The sequence below is a fragment of the Amycolatopsis jejuensis genome (genome assembly GCF_000717335.1).
Lineage (GTDB): Bacteria > Actinomycetota > Actinomycetes > Mycobacteriales > Pseudonocardiaceae > Amycolatopsis > Amycolatopsis jejuensis.
Genome location: NZ_JNYZ01000001.1, coordinates 178,748 through 195,431 on the forward strand (window position 1 = coordinate 178,748; position 16,684 = coordinate 195,431).

At 70.2% G+C, this 16,684-nt stretch carries 14 protein-coding genes; 12 read left to right on the plus strand and 2 right to left on the minus strand.

The features are described 5' to 3' along the window. Positions 1–13 precede the first annotated feature (13 nt). From OO71_RS00845 to OO71_RS00890, 10 genes are all read left to right on the plus strand, one after another. On the plus strand, positions 14–496 hold the full coding sequence (locus OO71_RS00845; RefSeq protein WP_033287618.1) for an Lrp/AsnC family transcriptional regulator: 483 nt from the start codon (positions 14–16) through the stop codon (positions 494–496). Positions 497–580: 84 nt separating this feature from the next. Next, positions 581–1,993 (plus strand): NAD(P)/FAD-dependent oxidoreductase, encoded by a 1,413-nt coding sequence (locus tag OO71_RS00850; protein ID WP_033287619.1) that lies wholly within the window; start codon positions 581–583, stop codon positions 1,991–1,993. A gap of 261 nt (positions 1,994–2,254) precedes the next feature. Further along, positions 2,255–3,814: an ABC transporter substrate-binding protein gene (locus OO71_RS00855; protein WP_033287620.1), complete on the plus strand. Its 1,560-nt coding sequence runs from the start codon at positions 2,255–2,257 to the stop codon at positions 3,812–3,814. Continuing rightward, complete coding sequence (locus tag OO71_RS00860) at positions 3,811–4,824, plus strand: ABC transporter permease (RefSeq protein ID WP_051790864.1); 1,014 nt, start codon at positions 3,811–3,813, stop codon at positions 4,822–4,824. Before OO71_RS00855 ends, OO71_RS00860 begins: the two co-directional genes overlap by 4 nt. After that, on the plus strand, positions 4,821–5,657 hold the full coding sequence (locus OO71_RS00865) for an ABC transporter permease (protein ID WP_033287621.1): 837 nt from the start codon (positions 4,821–4,823) through the stop codon (positions 5,655–5,657). Before OO71_RS00860 ends, OO71_RS00865 begins: the two co-directional genes overlap by 4 nt. Before the next feature lie 25 nt (positions 5,658–5,682). Continuing rightward, positions 5,683–6,936 carry a M24 family metallopeptidase gene (locus OO71_RS00870; protein ID WP_033287622.1) on the plus strand — a complete coding sequence of 418 codons (1,254 nt, stop codon included), beginning with the start codon at positions 5,683–5,685 and terminating at the stop codon, positions 6,934–6,936. 2 nt (positions 6,937–6,938) lie between these two features. Next, positions 6,939–8,711 carry an ABC transporter ATP-binding protein gene (locus tag OO71_RS00875; protein WP_033287623.1) on the plus strand — a complete coding sequence of 591 codons (1,773 nt, stop codon included), beginning with the start codon at positions 6,939–6,941 and terminating at the stop codon, positions 8,709–8,711. Continuing rightward, entirely contained in the window at positions 8,708–9,577 is an 870-nt protein-coding gene (locus OO71_RS46910) for an alpha/beta fold hydrolase (RefSeq protein ID WP_051790865.1), read from the plus strand. Before OO71_RS00875 ends, OO71_RS46910 begins: the two co-directional genes overlap by 4 nt. Next, positions 9,574–10,725 carry an aromatic ring-hydroxylating oxygenase subunit alpha gene (locus tag OO71_RS00885; protein ID WP_051790866.1) on the plus strand — a complete coding sequence of 384 codons (1,152 nt, stop codon included), beginning with the start codon at positions 9,574–9,576 and terminating at the stop codon, positions 10,723–10,725. Before OO71_RS46910 ends, OO71_RS00885 begins: the two co-directional genes overlap by 4 nt. Before the next feature lie 13 nt (positions 10,726–10,738). Continuing rightward, positions 10,739–11,941, plus strand: coding sequence for an NAD(P)/FAD-dependent oxidoreductase (locus OO71_RS00890; RefSeq protein ID WP_033287624.1), 1,203 nt, complete (start codon positions 10,739–10,741; stop codon positions 11,939–11,941). Between the two features lie 46 nt (positions 11,942–11,987). Here the strand turns inward: OO71_RS00890 and OO71_RS00895 are convergent, their stop codons facing one another. After that, positions 11,988–12,956, minus strand: coding sequence for an AraC family transcriptional regulator (locus OO71_RS00895; RefSeq protein ID WP_033287625.1), 969 nt, complete (start codon positions 12,954–12,956; stop codon positions 11,988–11,990). A 133-nt stretch (positions 12,957–13,089) separates the two neighbouring features. On the opposite strand from OO71_RS00895, the gene OO71_RS00900 reads away from it, so the two are divergent. Together OO71_RS00900 and OO71_RS00905 are read left to right on the plus strand one after the other, a co-directional pair. Beyond that, the gene (locus tag OO71_RS00900; RefSeq protein ID WP_033287626.1) at positions 13,090–14,400 is read left to right on the plus strand and encodes an MFS transporter; all 1,311 of its coding nucleotides are present in this window, start codon (positions 13,090–13,092) and stop codon (positions 14,398–14,400) included. Then, the gene (locus OO71_RS00905) at positions 14,397–15,551 is read left to right on the plus strand and encodes an arylsulfotransferase family protein (protein WP_051790867.1); all 1,155 of its coding nucleotides are present in this window, start codon (positions 14,397–14,399) and stop codon (positions 15,549–15,551) included. Before OO71_RS00900 ends, OO71_RS00905 begins: the two co-directional genes overlap by 4 nt. Here the strand turns inward: OO71_RS00905 and OO71_RS00910 are convergent. Then, positions 15,535–16,665 carry a peptidoglycan-binding domain-containing protein gene (locus OO71_RS00910; protein ID WP_033287627.1) on the minus strand — a complete coding sequence of 377 codons (1,131 nt, stop codon included), beginning with the start codon at positions 16,663–16,665 and terminating at the stop codon, positions 15,535–15,537. The genes OO71_RS00905 and OO71_RS00910 overlap by 17 nt on opposite strands. Positions 16,666–16,684: the final 19 nt, after the last annotated feature.

Here is a 16,684-nt window from a genome sequence, read left to right on the forward strand (position 1 = left end):
CGATGATGCCCCGGTGGAGAAGAAGAACCAGCCGGGTGCCGAGCTCGACGACCTGTCGTGGCAGATCATCGAGCAGCTGCAGGAGGACGGGCGGCGCTCGTACGGCGCGATCGCGAAGGTCGTCGGCCTGTCGGAAGCCGGGGTACGGCAACGGGTCCAGCGGATGATCGGTGCGGGCCTGATGCAGATCGTGGCCGTGACCGACCCGATGCAGGTCGGCGCGCACCGGCAGGCGATGGTGGGGATCAAGGTCGCCGGGCCGGTCGGGCCCGTCGCCGAAGCGCTCGAAGCGATGCCCGAGGCCGTCTACGTCGTCGAAACCGCCGGGCAGTACGACCTCATCTGCGAGGTCGTGTGCGACGACGACCCGCATCTCGCCGACCTGCTCTCCCGGCGGATGCGGGAGCTCCCGGGGGTCGTGAGCACCGAAACCTTCGTCTACCTGCGGCTGCGCAAGGACTCCTACCGGTGGGGCACGCGGCGCAGCGAGGACTGAGCCGCGCACTACTGGATCCGTCATCCCGGACGTCCAGAGCACTAAAACAGTGGACATCGGCGAGTTCATCACTATATTAGTGGCATGAGTCTCCCGGTCGCCACTGATCCAGTGCGCTCGCTGGTCGACGCGGAGCCCGCGCCGTTCTGGCTGGCGGACCCGGCCCGCCCGGCGCCGCTGCCCGCGCTCGGCGGGGAGGTGCACTGCGACCTGGTGGTGATCGGCGGCGGGTACTGCGGCCTGTGGACCGCGCTGCTGGCCAAAGAGCGCGATCCCGGCCGGGACGTCGTGCTGCTCGAAGCCCACGAGGTCGGCTGGGCCGCATCCGGGCGCAACGGGGGCTTCTGCGGTGCCAGCCTCACGCACGGGTTCGGCAACGGGCTGGCCCGCTGGCCGGACGAGCTCGCCGAGCTGGAACGCCTCGGCATGCGCAACCTCGACGAGATCGAGGAGACGATTGCGCGGTACGGCATCTCCTGCGAATGGGAACGCACCGGTTCGCTCACCGTCGCCACCCGGCCGCACCAGATCGCCGAGCTGCGGGAAGCCGCGGAGATCGGCAAGAAGTTCGGCGTCGCCGCCGATTTCCTCGGCACCGAAGAGATCCGCGCCGAGGTCTCCTCCCCCACCTATCTCGCCGGGCTGCGCGAGCCGCACGGCACGGCGCTGGTCAACCCCGCCAAACTCGCCTGGGGCCTGCGTGCAGCGTGCGAACGCGCCGGGGTCCGGATCTTCGAACGCACCCCCGCGACCGGCCTCCACCCGCGCGGCGCAGGCATTGCCGTGTCCACCGGGTACGGCCGGGTCGTCGCACGGCAGGCGGCGCTCGCGACGAACGCGTTCCCCTCGCTGCTGCGCCGCGTACGGACCTTCGTGATCCCGGTCTACGACTATGTGATGGTGACCGAACCGCTGTCAGCCGGGCAGCTCGCGTCGATCGGCTGGACCAGCCGGAGCGGGGTGTCCGATGCAGGCAACCAGTTCCACTACTACCGGCTCACCGCCGACGACCGGATCGTATGGGGCGGGTACGACGCGATCTACCACTACGGCGCGCGCCTCGCCGCCGACCTCGACCAGCGGCCCGCGACCTTCCGGGTGCTCGCCGAGAACTTCTTCCGCACCTTCCCGCAGCTGGAAGGCCTCCGCTTCACCCACACCTGGGGCGGGGTGATCGACACCTGCAGCCGGTTCTCCGCCTTCTACGGAACTGCCGCACGGAATCGCATCGCCTATGCGCTCGGATTCACCGGTCTCGGAGTGGCGGCAACCCGATTCGCCGCACAGGTGATCCTCGACCGGCTCGCCGGGGTCCGCACCGAACGCACCGAATTGGAAATGGTGCGGAAGAAGCCGATTCCCTTCCCGCCCGAACCCCTTCGCTGGCTCGGCGTGGAACTGACCCGCAAGTCATTGTCCCGCGCGGATCGCGACGGCGGTAAACGCAATCTGTGGCTGCGCACCCTGGACAGTATCGGCATGGGCTTCGACAGCTGACTTTCCCGGCACTGCAACGCATTGGGCCGATCAGCGGACGCCTGATCCGGCCTGTCCGAAATGGACGGCAAATGCGGCGGAAAAGCTCTCCAGATCCATTCGGAAACATTTCTGCGACACCGCCGCTTTGACATCGGTCGGAGCGCCGGAGCGAAACTCGCAACGATTGTCTGCTGAGCTGCCGGACGGCACGTGTGATACTCGTCCCGGGTCGTCAGTGTCCTCAATGAAGACGGCAACCGAGATCCGCCAGGAGGCGAAATGCCCGACTGCGATACGCGGACATTCACCCGGCGCACCTTTCTGCTCGGCGCGGGAGCAGCAGCCGCACTCACTGCCTGTGCACCCCGCAGCCCGGCCCCCGCCGCCCCGGAAGCCGGTCCGCCCCGGCGCGGCGGGCAGCTGCGCGTGGGCATGGTCGGCGGCGGCAAAGCCGAGTCGTTCAATCCGGCGGGCACCGCGTACGCCCTCATCAACATCGCCATGGTGCAGGCGGTGTTCGACCCGCCGATCCGGATCGCCGCCGATCTCAGCCTGCAGCCCGGCCTGTTCACCGAGTGGACGCCGGACCCGGCGGCGACGGAATGGACGTTCACCTTGCGCCCGGACGTCACCTGGCACGACGGGAAACCGTTCACCGCCGAGGACGTCATCTACTCGCTGCGGTGGATGGGCACGCCCGGCAACCGGATGGAGGACACGGTGCGCTCCGTCGACCTCGCGAACGTGCGCAAGGACGGCCCGCATCGCGTGGTCGTCCCGCTCAAGCATCCGTACCTCGAATTCCCGGTCGTGCTCGCCGCGGCCGCGTTCCTCGTGCAGGACGGTGCCGAGGACTTCACCACCCCGGTCGGCACCGGTCCCTTCGTGTTCCACGCCTTCGAACCGGGGCGCCAGAGCACGTGCCGCCGCAACCCGGACTACTGGGAGGAGGGCAAGCCGTACGTGGACGAACTGGTGATCCGCTCCCTCAACGACGACACCGCCCGGCTCAACGCGCTCACCGGCGGCGAGATCGACGTGATGGCCCAGGTTCCCTTCCACAGCGCCAAAGCCGGGCTCGGTGACAACGTCCGGCTGCTGCGCGCCAGCGGTCTCGGCGCGTACGCCTTCTACCTGGCCGTGGATCAGCCACCGTTCGACGACGTCCGGGTCCGGCAGGCCTTGCGGTTGCTCATGGACCGGCAGCAGCTCGTCGACGTGGCGCTGTACGGCTTCGGCAGTGTCGCCAACGACTTGTTCGGCAAGGGCCTGCCCGGTTACGCCGCCGATCTCCCGCAGCGGCACCGCGACGTGGAGCGGGCCAAGATGCTGCTGCGGGAGGCCGGTCACGGGTCGGGGCTCAAGCTGGAGCTGCAGACCGCCGCGATCGCCCCCGGTACCGTCGAGGCCGCGACCCTCTTCCAGCAGCAGGCCAAGGACGCCGGAGTCGAGGTCGAAGTGTCCCAAGTGGACACGGCCGCGTACTTCGATCCCACGCGCAACTACCTGCGCATGCCCTTCGCGCAAACCGTCTGGTCCGGCTACGCCACGCTCTCGAACTTCTACCCGTACATGCTCCAGCCGGACGCCGCGGGCAACGAAACCCACTGGAACAGCCCCCGCACCACCGAGCTGATCGACCAGGCGACGACGGCGACGACCCCGGCCGCTGCGGCTTCGGCCTGGGCCGCGGTGCAGCGCGAGCAGTGGGACGAGGGCGGATACCTGTGGTGGGGCACGGTCGACAACCTCGACGCCGTCTCCACCCGGGTCGCCGGGATCGTCCCGAACCGGCTCGGTCCGCCGACCGGGTTCGCCGACGCGTACTTCGTGTCATGACGGCGGCCGAGGCTCCGGCCGTACCGCTGCGGCTACGCCACCCCGTGCTCTGGTACGCGGCCCGGCGGATCGTCGCCGGGGTGGTCACGCTGTTCGTGCTGTCCGCGGTGGTGTTCTTCGCGACGTCGATCCTTCCCGGCGACGCGGCCAGCTCGCTGCTCGGCAAGAACGCGTCCGGCGAGGCATTGGCCTTGCTGCGCCACGAAATGGGTCTCGACCAGCCGCTGCTGCAACAGTACGGCGACTGGCTCGGCGGCCTGCTGCACGGCGACTTCGGCCGGTCCGCCGCCGGGTTCGCCGCGGGCGGCGAAGTCACCGTGTGGAGCCAGATCAGCGGGCCATTGGCGGCTTCGGCCCAGCTCGCGCTCGTGGCGTTCATCCCGATCGTCGTCGTCTCGGTCGCGCTGGGCATCCTCTCCGCGCTGCGTGCCGGACGCTGGACCGACCACCTCATCTCGGCGCTCACGATCGTGCCCGCGGCGGTCCCGGAGTTCGTGCTCGGCGCGGTCCTGCTGGTGGTGTTCTTCGGCTGGCTGAAGGTGCTGCCGCCAGTATCGCTCGTCCAGCCGGGGGAAAGCCCGCTGGCCAAACCCGAGCTCCTGGTGCTGCCCGTGCTGACCCTGGTCGGCGTCACCGCGGGTCCGGGCGCGCGGATGGTCCGGGCCGGGGTGATCGAGACGCTGGAGTCCGACTACGTCGCGGCGGCCCGGCTGAACGGCGTCCGCGAGCGCAAGGTCGTGCTCCGGTACGCGGTCCGCAACGCACTCGCGCCCAGCATCCAGGTCCTCGCGCTGGTCGTGCAGTACCTCATCGGGGGCATGCTCATCGTCGAGTACCTCTTCGGCTACCCGGGCATCGGCAAGGAACTCGTCGACGCCATCACCATCCACGACACCAGCGAGGTCCAGTCGGTGTCGATGCTGCTCGCCGCGATCTACGTCGGCGTCACCATCGTCGCCGACCTGATCGTGGTGGTGCTCGTGCCGAAACTGAGGACCGGTGCGCCATGACCACTTCCGTCCGTCCGATCAGGACAGTGCGCCGCATCGCCCTTCCCGCCACGGTTTCCGGCCGGATCGGCCTCGTGCTCGCCGTACTGGTGCTGGCCGTGGCACTGTTCGGGCCCTTCGTCACGCCCTTCGACCCGGACCGCACGTTCGGCACCCCCTTCGCCCCACCGGACGCGCATTTCCTGCTGGGCACCGATTTCCTCGGCCGCGATGTGCTGTCGCGGCTGCTGAGCGGCGGCCGGAGCGTGCTGCTGTACGCCGGGATCGCCACCGTGCTGGCCTACGCCGCGGCGTTCGTCATCGGGCTGGTGGCGGGCTACTGCGGTTCGTGGATCGACCAGGTGCTGATGCGCACGGCCGACATGCTGCTGGCGTTCCCGATGATGGTCTTCGTCCTGCTCGTCGCGGCGGGGGTGGGCCGCGACATCGGGCCGGTGGTGCTGGCGACCGCGATCATCCAGGTACCCTCGATCGCCCGGGTGATCCGGACCGCCACGCTGGAGCAGACCGTGCGCGGCTTCGTCGAAGCGGCACTGGCCCGTGGGGAAAGCACGTTTTCCGTGCTGCGCCGGGAGATCCTGCCCAACCTCGCCCGGCCGATCGCGGCGGACGCCGGGCTGCGGTTCACGTCGTCGGTGCTGCTCATCGCGGGCGTGAACTTCCTCGGGCTCGGGCTGCAGCCGCCCATCGCGGACTGGGGGCTCATGGTGTCGGAGAACCGGCCGGGCGTCGACACCAACCCGCTGGCAATGCTGATCCCGGCCGCCCTGCTCGGCCTGCTCACCGTCGCCATCAACCTCTTCGGCGACTCACTCGCCGAGACCGAACGATGAACCCACACCAGGAAAAGGAGATCCGATGCCGGAACCGAGTGCCGAAGCCCTCTACGCCTTCTCGGCGGACGAACTGGCCAAAGTAGATCAGTCCGAAGTGGAGCTTCCGTTCTCCGCTACGGAATACGCCCGCCGCCTGCGCACGGTCCGCGCCGCAATGGCCGCGGCAGGCCTCGACGTGCTCATCGTCACCTCGCCGGACATGCTGGGCTGGCTGCACGGCCTCACCGCCCGCGTGTACGAGTGGCGGCCGATCCCGGAAACCGTCACGGTCGTGCACGTCAGCGAAGATCCGATGTTCCACATCGACAGCGGCCTGCACCTCCGGCTGGTGCGCACCACCTCGTGCGTCCCCGACCTCCGGGTGCTCCCGTCGACCGGGCTCAGCGAGTTCGCCGGAGAGGACGACGTCCTGAGCTTCACCGTCGAGCAGCTGCGGGCGGAAGGCTGGCTCGGCGGCACGATCGGCGTCGAGCGCTGGAACGGGGTGCCGCTGGCCTCGGGCAGCGGGTACTTCGAAAACGGGCTGCGGGAGGCCGGGGCGAAAGTGGTCGACGTGCCCGCGAGCATCCGCGGTGCACGGCGGCTCAAGTCGGCCGAGGAGCTCGCGGTCATGGAGAAAGCCCAGGCTGCGGTGGACTCGGGCCTGCGCGCCCTCCAGCACGCCGCGCGGCCGGGAATGACCGGGCTGCAGGCGTGGTACACGTACATGGGCGGGGTGATCGAAGCAGGCGGGAGCCCGTCCGCGATCCACGAGACGGTGTTCGCCGGGCCGCCGGACGCGTTCGGCCACTCGCTCAGCTCGCACCGCCCGATCCTCGACGGCGAGTACTTCCACGCGGACGCCTCGGCCGCGGTCCACCAGTATCACGCCCGCGGCACCCGGGTGTTCTCCTTCGGCCCGCCGCCCGCCGAGCTACGCCGGTTCGTGTCGCTCGCGGCCGGCGCGTACGACGTCGTGCTCGAATACGGCACGGTCGGCAGGCCGTTCCGGGAGCTGAACCACGCGCTGCTGGACTACTTCGACCGGTACGGGCTCGACAAGGAGCTCTCCTTCGGCGGCGGGTACGAGCTCGGGCTGTCGTTCCCGCCCGATTTCGTCGGCGAATTCCTGTGGGGCACGCACGACGCGGACACCGACGAGCTCATTCCGGACGGGCTCGTGTCGAACTTCGAGAGCTGCGCGTTCGTCGCATTGATCGACACGGTGGTGTTCCAGGAGTCCGGCACGCGGTTCCTGTGCACGCTGCCGCGCGAGATCCTGCGTGCGGGTGCCTGAGCATGCGGCCGCCGGAGGAGCACGTCCTTGACGTCCGGGGCCTGCGCGTCGAGCTGGCCTCGGGCGCGCCGATCGTCGACGGGCTCTCACTGGGCTTGCGGCCGAAGGAGATTCTCGGCCTGGTCGGCGAGTCCGGCAGCGGGAAGACGACGACCGCGCTCGCGCTGCTCGGGTTCACCCGCCCGGGCGCGTCGATCGTGGCCGGGGACATCACGGTCGACGGGCACGAGGTGCTCGCGCTCGACGACCGCGGCAGGCGGGCACTGCGCGGCAACGTCGTTTCCTATGTGCCGCAGGAGCCCGGGCAGGCGCTGAACCCGTCGCTGCGGATCGGCGCGTCGATCACCGACGTCCGCGGCAGCCGCGACACTGATGTGCTCCAGCTGCTCGCGGCCGTCGACCTGCCCGCGACCGAGGCCTTCGCCCGCCGGCTGCCGCACCAGCTTTCCGGTGGGCAGCAGCAGCGGGTCACCATCGCGATGGCGGTTTCGTGCGGTCCCCCGGTGATCGTCATGGACGAGCCCACCACCGGGCTCGACGTGATCACCCAGTCCGGCATCCTCGGCGAAATCCGGCGGCTGCGCGACGAACAGGACGCGGCGCTGGTGTACGTCTCGCACGACCTCGCGGTGGTTTCCCAGCTCGCGGACCGGGTCACGGTGCTGTACGCGGGCCGGGTGGTCGAAGAGGGCCCGACGGCGGAATTGCTGGACCGGCCCCGGCATCCCTACACCCGCGGCCTGGTGCGGTCGGTGCCCGACCTGCGCCGCCCCACCCGCCCGGCCGCCATGCCGGGCACCGCCGTCGGGGTCGGCGACCGGCCTGCCGGGTGCGCATTCGCCCCACGCTGCGACCAGCGCACCGAGGAATGCGAACGCGAGACACCCGCGCTCGTGCAAGTCGGCGCGGCGCACCAGGTCCGCTGTGTGCATGCCACGGCGACGTGGCCGCCGGTCGCCGTCGAACCACGACCGGCTTCGGCCGGGACCGGCGCACCACTGCTCGAGGTCCGGGACCTCGTCGCCGGGCACCGCAGCCAGGGCAGGCGGGTGGTCGCGGCCGACCACGTTTCGTTCGAGGTGCGGACCGGGGAATGCGTTGCCCTGGTGGGACAGTCCGGCAGCGGCAAGACGACGATCGCCCGCTGCCTGGTCGGCCTGCACTGGCCCGACGGCGGGCGGATCACCCTCGACGGCGCCCCGCTGGACCACCGGATCCGGCGCCGCAGTGTCGAGGAGCGCCGCCGGATCCAGTACGTCTTCCAGAACCCATACGAATCGCTGAACCCGCGCCGGTCCATCGCCGACCAGCTCGCGCGGCCGGCCCAGGTCCTGCGCGGACTGTCCGCCGCCGACGCCCGCGCCGAGGTCTTCTCGCTGCTCGACCGGACGCGGCTGCCCGCGAGCGTCGCGCCGCGGTACCCGCGGCAGCTTTCCGGCGGCGAACGCCAGCGCGTCGCGATCGCCCGTGCCCTCGCCGCCGAACCGGAAGTCCTGGTGTGCGACGAGATCACCTCGGCACTCGACGTGTCGGTGCAGGCGGCGATCCTGCACCTGCTCGAGGAAATGCGGGAACAGCTGGGACTGTCCGTCGTGCTCATCACGCACGACCTCGGCGTGGTGTCGGTGGCCGCGGACCGGGTGCTCGTGCTCGAACAGGGCGTGGTCCGCGAATCGGGACCGGTCGCGCAGATCCTGCGCGACCCGGAAGACGCCTACACCCGGCGGCTCGTCGAGGCCGCCCCGACGTTGAACCGGCAGGTGAGGACCGCGTGAGCGAGATCGTCACGACAGCGGAAGGGTTCGGGCTGAGCTGCACGCGCACCGGCAAGGGCGATTCGCTCCTGCTCGGTCTGCACGGTGGCCCGGGTGGCGGCGGGGGCGGGTATCTCGAACCCCTGCACCGGCTCGCCGGGGACGACCGCACGGTGGTCACCTTCGACCAGCTCGGCACCGGCGAGTCCACCGTCCCGCCCCCGGATTACCAGTGGACGGTGGAAAAAGCGGCCGCGGACGTGGAAGCCGTGCGCGCGCACTACGGCGTGGACCAGGTCGAACTGCTCGGGCATTCCTGGGGCGGCATGCTGGCGCTGGAGTACGCGCTGACGTTCCCCGGCCGGGTCAGCCGGCTCGTGCTGTCCAACACCGGGGCGAGCGTTCCCCGGGTGGTCACCGAGTACTTCCGGCAGCTGATCGACCTCCTGCCGCCGCGCGACGCCGCGGCAGCGCTCACTGCGGACCTGCTCGGGGACCACGGAAATCCGCAGTTCACCACTGCAGTCACGCGATGGCTCGCGGCCTATGCCACCGCGGGTGAGGAGACCGCCGAGGTGCTCGACTCCGGCCCCGCAGGCACCGGATTGTGGGGCGACCGGCTGTGGTTCGCGACGGCTGCGCTGCGCGACTGGGACGTCGAGGACCGGCTCGGCGAGATCGCCGTACCGGCGCTGGTGATCCACGGCGGCCGCGATATGTCCACAGTGGACGTCAATCGGGTGATGGCCGAAGGTATCCCGGACTGTGAATGGATCACCCTGCAGCGCGGCGGCCACGACCTGGTCGACGAACCGTGCGTCGGCGCGTACCTCGCGATCCTCGGCGCATTCCTCGACGGATGGAACGACAAGGAGGAGACCGGATGACGACCCCGCTGCCCAGTGAAATCATGCGCGGCCAGATGGACCGGCAGGTGGGCATCCCACGTGAGCTGTACCTGTCGCAGGACTTGTTCGACCGCGAGGTCGAGGCGATCTTCCACCGCAGCTGGCTGTTCGCCGGGCACGAATCGCAGCTGAGCCGGCCGGGTGACTTCGTCACGGTCGACGTCGGCGCGGAAAGCGTGGTCGTCAGCCGGACCGACGCGGGTGCCCTCACCGCATTCCACAACCTCTGCCGCCATCGCGGCGCCCGGCTGGTGGACGCGGGCTGCGGGCACGTGCGGCAATTCGTCTGCCCGTACCACCAATGGACCTACCGGCGCGACGGAACGCTGCGGGGGGCGCCGAAAATGCCGTCCGGCTTCGACCCGGCCGGGTTTCCGCTGCGCCCGGTGCCGGTGGCCAGCTGGCACGGCCTCGTTTTCGTGCACCTGGCCGCGGAACCGGCCCCGCTGGCCGGGCTGCTCGGCGCGGGCGGCGAGCGGATGGCGCCGTTCGACCTGGCGGGCGCCGTGGTCGCGCACACCATCACCTACGACGTGGCCGCGAACTGGAAGATCGTGTGGGAGAACGCGCAGGAGTGTTACCACTGCTCGGCCAACCATCCCGAGCTGATCAAGACGCTCAGCCTCGCCCCGCTGAGTGAGCCGGAAGCGACGTGCGATCTGATCCGCAGCGCGGACATGCGGATGCAGTACACCCGGATGCCGTTGCGGGGCAACGCAGTCTCGCTGACCCTCGACGGCAGGCCCGCGTCCGCGAAGCTGATGGGCGACTTCGGCCGCGGCGCCGACCCGTACACCGCGGCGCTGCACCTGAAGCCGACCTTCGCCATCGTCGCCTCGCCCGATTACGCCGTCGTCGTCGACGAGCATCCGGTCGCCCTCGACCACACCCGGGTGCGCACGACGTGGCTCGTCCGCGCCGACGCCGAGCCGGGCGAGGACTACGACCTCGACACCCTGATCAAGGTCTGGGACGAGACCAACCGGCAGGACTGGGACCTCTGCGAACGCACCCAGCGCGGGGTCCGGTCGCGGCTTTTCGAGCCCGGCCCACTGTCCGGCGACGAACCGTCCGTGGCCGGTTTCCACCACGCGTACACCGAACTGCTCGCGGCTGCGGGCCTGTGACGGAAGGACCTTCATGACCACCATCGTCGTCGGCGCGGGAATCCTCGGCCTGTCCGTGGCCGTGCACCTGCTGCGGCAGGGAAATGACCGGGTCGTGGTGGTCGACGCCGCGAACCCGGCGGACGCCACCACCGGAGCCGGGGCGGGCTTCGTCGGGCTCTGGGCCGCCGGGTACGCGGATTTCTTCACCGCGACGGACCTGGCGCTGGAGCAGTACGGCATCGACTTCTACCGGCAGCTCGCCGAAGGGGCGGACATCGGCTGCCGGACCAACGGAAACCTGTACCTCGCCACCGACGACGACGGCTGGCGGCGCTGGATCGCCCCGATCCCGGACCATCCTTTCGCCCCACCGGAAACCCGCACCCTCGACGCCGCGGACGTCACCCGGGTCACCGACGGCGCCGTCGCGACCGGAGCCGTGGTCGGCGGAGTCCTCCACCCGGGCGGAATCCAGATCAGCGCCGGACGGGCCACCCGGGCGATGGCCGCACAGGCTCGGGCACTCGGCGCGGAACTGCGCCCGCATACCCGCGTCACCGGCCTGCTCACGTCCGACGGTGCAGTCACCGGCATCCGCACCGAGCACGGCGACCTGCCCGCCGACCAGGTCGTCCTCGCCAGCGGCGCCTGGACCAACGACCTGCTCGCCGAGGTCGGCTACCGGGTGCCACTGCTGCGAATCGTCGCGAGCCGGGTGGTGTCCCCGCGGTCGGGAGTGAGTGCCCGCTTGCCGACGATCATGGTGCCGGACCACTTCGGCCTGTGGGTCCGCGAACACCGCGGCGGCCTGACGTACGGCAACGGCGACGGTTACGCGCCACTGTCCGACCTGTCCGGACGCGCTCAGCCGACCGGCCGCCGTCCCGTCTTCCCCGAGCTGATCGACCGCCTCGGCACGAAGCTGGTCCCCCGGCTGCGGAAACTCCTGCCGGACGCCGACATCTCGGCCGGGTATTGGCTGCAGGGAATCCCGTGCATGACCCCGGATCGCCGCTTCCTGGCGGGCCCGGTCCCGGGTGCCCCCGGCCTGTCAGTGCTGGCCGGGGACAACGAAGCGGGGGTCACTCACGGGCCCGGGCTGGGGCGTGTGGTGGCCGGTCTTCTCACCGGGACGGAGTGGGTCGATCCGGGGAGCTATCGGCTGGAGCGCTTCGATCCGGCGGAGTTTCCCACGGAACAGGCAATCCAGGCAGCAATGCCCGCCCGGCGCTGAGACGGCGGCCGCCGGAACGTTTCGATCCGGCGAAAGGAGCCGCCAGCTACCGACGCAACGTCTCCGACGGCAACTCCCCATAACACTGGCGATAACTGGCCGAAAACCGCCCCAGGTGGGCGAATCCCCACCGCAGCGCCACATCCGTGACCGTGCACTCGGCCGGTTCGGCGGCCCGCAACGCCTCGTGGACCCGGCGCAGCCGGATCTCGCGCAGGTGGGCCGTCGGCGTGGTGCCGAGGTGTTTGCGGAACGCCGCCTGCAACGCGCGTACCCCCAGCCCCACGGCCTCGGCAACGTCCTCGACCGTGATGGGTTCTCCCGCATGCTCTTCCATCAGCTCGACCGCCCGCCGGACCGACCGCGGCGCCACGGCGTGCGCTGCGCCCCGCAGGGCCGCGGAGTAGTTGTTGGGCTGGCTGGTCAGCAGCTGCGTCATCAAGAGCCGCTGGAACTGGGCGGCCGGTAGGGGCTGCGCGAGCAGGCCGTCCGCTCGTTCTGCGTCGTCCGCGAACAACCTGACCAGCGTGACCCACGGCTGAGCCAGCGCGAGATCCATCCCCAGCGCGAACGACACCGGACGGCGGATCGGCCTCCCCAGCAGCGCGGCGACCTGCTGTTCCAGCCCGGTGCGGTCGATCCACACGATCAGCCGCGGAGAGCCTGCCGTCCACCGGGTCACCATCGGGCGCGCCGGGGAGACCACAGACGCCGTCGCACGGCTCGCGACCACGCGTTCGCGGCCCTGTGCCACCTCCGCCGACCCGGCCAGCGGCATCTGCACCGCGAAGAACGTCGAGATCTCCGCGACGGAAATCCGTACCTCGGTCCCGTAGTCGAGGTAGTTCAGCCCCACCTGTGACAGGTGGAACGAGTGGTGCCGTGCGGAGAACCGGCCGCCGACGACCTCCAGCGAATGCGGGCACAGCACCCGCCCCACCGACCGCCGGACCTCCTGGACGTCCTCGGTCCGCACGAGCTGGTGTGCCGCGAGCGGCAGCGCTGTTTCGGCCATGGCACCTCCGGCAGGTTCGGAATATGTATAGGCGCGACGCCGGGCGGCTGGCAAGCTCCCCGGCCGGAACCTAGGTTCCCTTGATACAGCCGATCCCCGCTGCGCCCGACCTCCGACTTGTGAGGGTGAAAGCATGACCCCACCGCGCCGCCGCGCCCACCTCGTGGTCGCGATCTGCTTTCTGTGCATCGTTTTCGACGGGTACGACCTCGTCTCCTACGGCACCGTCGTCCCCGTCCTGCTCGCCGGTCACGACTGGGTGCTGACCCCGGGCGACGTCGGCTGGATCGGCTCGATGACGTTCATCGGCATGCTCGGCGGCACCCTCATCGCCGGTACCGTCTCGCGTCTCGCCGGAATCCGCCGGACCTTGCTCGGCGCCGTCACCTGGTTCTCCTCGGCGATGGTGCTGTGCGCGCTGGCGCCGTCGGCGGAGGTGCTCGGAATCCTGCGGCTGGTCACCGGTCTCGGCCTCGGCGCCATCGCCCCCGCCACGATGGCGCTGACCTTGGAATTCGCCCACCCGGCCCGCCGCGGCCTCACCAACGCGATGATGTACTGCGGGTTCGCCGCGGGCGGCTTGCTCGCCTCGCTGATCGCGGTTCCGGTGCTGCCCGCGCTCGGCTGGCGCGCGATGTTCTGGATCGGTGCCCTGCCGCTCGTGCTGATCCTGCCGGTCGCCCTGCGCTACCTGCCCGAATCACCGCATTTCCTGCTCCGCCGCGGCGATCCCGAACGCGCCCGGCAGCTCGCCACCCGGTTCGGAATCCAGCTCACCGAGCAGCCCGCCGACCGCGTGCGCGACGGCTGGTGGGGACTTCGCACGGTGTTCCCCCGGGGCGAGCGGCTGGCCACGATCCTGCTCTGGTGCGCGATGCTGCTCGGGTTCCTGCTGATTTTCGGCCTGAACACCTGGCTCGCGCAGATCATGCGGGACGCCGGTTACTCCCTCGGCTCGGCGCTGGTGTTCCTGCTGGTGCTCAACCTCGGCGCCATCGCGGGCGCAATGACCGGCGGTGCACTGGCCGACCGGTTCGGCGACCGGGTCGTGACGGCGGGCATGTTCGCCGCCGCCGCGGCGGGGATCTTCCTGCTGAGCTTCCGGCTGCCCCTGCCGGTGCTGCTGCTCCTGGTCGCCGTCGCGGGCGGCGGCACCATCGGCACCCAGATCCAGGTCTGCACCTTCGTCGGCCGCCGCGCCGGCCCGGCCGCGGCACCGGTCGCGCTGAGCTGGGCGATGACGGCCGGCCGGACCGGCGCCATCCTCGGCCCGCTGTACGGCGGTCTGGTGCTCACGTCCGGCTGGGGATTCGCGGCCAACTTCTACGCCTTCGCGGTACCCGCCCTGCTCGGCGCGGCCGTCGTCGGATGCGTCCCGAACCGCCGCCGCGCCACCCCGGCGCAGCAGGCCGTCCAGCCCGAGAATGAGGAGGTTCCACGATGACAGTCACGAACCAACGGCCGGTGTCGACCACGTTGTTCGTCCCGGAGAAGGCAAACCACGGGTTCACCATGTTCACCCCGCTCGCCGCCGACCCCGGCGTCACCTGGCTGATCGACATGCACGGCAGGCTGGTGCACCGCTGGGAACTGCCCGCCCAGGTGCGGCTGCGGTCCGAGCTGCTCACCGGCGGCACCATCCTGACCGGGCTCGCGCACAAGTCCGGGTACGCCCATCTCCCCTTCTCCGGCGGCGAAATCGCCGAGATCGGCTGGGACGGCGAGACCGTCTGGAGCTACCTCGACGACCGCCTCGACCTGCACGACTGGGTCCGCCGGGACAACGGGAACCTGATCGTGCTGAAGTACACCGAGGTACCGCCGAAGATCGCCGCCACCGTCCAAGGCGGACTGCCGGGTACCGAGGAGGACGGCACCATGCTGTCCTACGTGATCCAGGAAATCACCCCGGCCGGGAAAGTGGTCTGGGAATGGGTCGCGCACGAGCACATGGACCCGGTGCTGGACGCCATCGACCCGGTCGGCATCCGCGCGATCTGGCCCGGCTGGAACGCCATCGAGGAACTTCCCGGCGGCGACCTGATGCTCAGCTCCTACAACACGTCCACCGTCGTGATCGTCGACCGCGCCACCGAGGACGTCCGCTGGCGCTGGGGCAAAGGCCAGATTTCGTTCCAGCACAACCCGACCTGGCTGCCCAACGGCAACATCCTGCTGTTCGACAACCAGCGCTTCAACACCCGCTGGATGCCGCCGGACTACAGCCGCCTCATCGAGGTGGACCCCGAATCGAAGGAAATCGTCTGGGAATACAAGGAAACCAACCCGGTCGACTTCTACAACACATACATGGGCAGCGCGCAACGGCTGCCGAACGGCAACACGATGGTGTGTGAAGCCGCCCTCGGCGGAATCTTCGAAATCACCGCGGCGGGCGAACGGGTCTGGGAATACGTCGTACCGTTCTTCCACGACTCGGAGTTCTACGGCCGCAGCAACGCGATCTTCCGCGCGCACCGGTACCAACCCGGCTATCCGGGTCTCGCTGGACGCGACCTCAGCGGAGCGGCACTGAGCACCTGGAACGAGTTGTACGGCCGCCAGAATGGACGGATGCTCATGGAGTCGCGGTGACGGCGGGAAGGGCACCGACCCCGAGTGCCTCCGCTGCGGCGCGGACCGCCGCGCCGAACTCGGCCACTTCTTCCGCCGCGGCGCCGAGGGCCAGCAGTTCGGGGGCCAGCGCCGCGATGATCGCCAGGATGCCGGCCACCAGCCGGACCCGGTTGAAGTAGCGGACGTAGTCGCCGCGCAGGCACAGCCGGTAGAAGAGCAGGCCGGGCAAGAGGCGCCGCACTTCGCAGACGAGTTCGAGCCGCTCGCCTTCCGGGGTGACGAACTTGCCGAGCGAGATCGCGCCGCTGGGCCGGTACGTCTTGCCCGGCCGGTAGGGCAGGCCGTTGGCGGCATAGGTCGTGACGAGGGTGTTGCCCTTGGTCAGCCCCGCGGCGACCCCGGCCGGGGAAAGCGGCTTGATCTCGTACCACTCCGGGGTGGCGCCGGGCCGGTGGCTGATGATGTCCGGCCGCTGCCCGGCGCCGACGGCGTCGATGACGGGGCCGGGGATCGCCGGGTTGTGGGCGGCGAGGAACGTGGTGTACGGCCCGGCGCTGTTGGCCAGGTCGAAGAAGTCGTCGACTGGGCTGCACGGTCCTGCGCTGAGGCAGAAGTCGGCGGCGATCCGGGGCTCCACGTAGCGGCCGACGAAGCTCGCCAGCAGCGGGGCGTCGAGCACGGCCATCGACATGGAGAAGCAGAACTCGTCGCCGAGTTCGAGGATCTCCAGCACCTTCTGGGCGATCCCCAGGTCCGGGTGGAGGGCGTCGAGCACCCCGGCCGTGAACGGTTCCCGCGCGAGCAACGCCCGGTCGCCGGCGAACGCGGGGTCGTCCACACCCTCCAAAAAGGACAGTTCGCGGTCGAGACCGCCGATCGTGCCCCGGCCGACGATCGGGTTGCTCGGGAGGATCACGCGGTCGGCTTTGAACGCGCTGACCGCGGTGCCGGTCTCGGCGCCGAAGATGCCGTCGGCACCGGCCTCGGGCAGCTCGAACCCGAGGGACGCCAACGCCTGCTGGATCAGCGACACCGAGTCCGAGGACTCCGGTGCCTGGATCGTGCGCCCGCCGTCGGCCACGGTACCCAGGTCGCCGTTGCCCGCGAACAGTGACGAGACCAGTGCGCTCATCGCATCTTCCCTTTCGTTC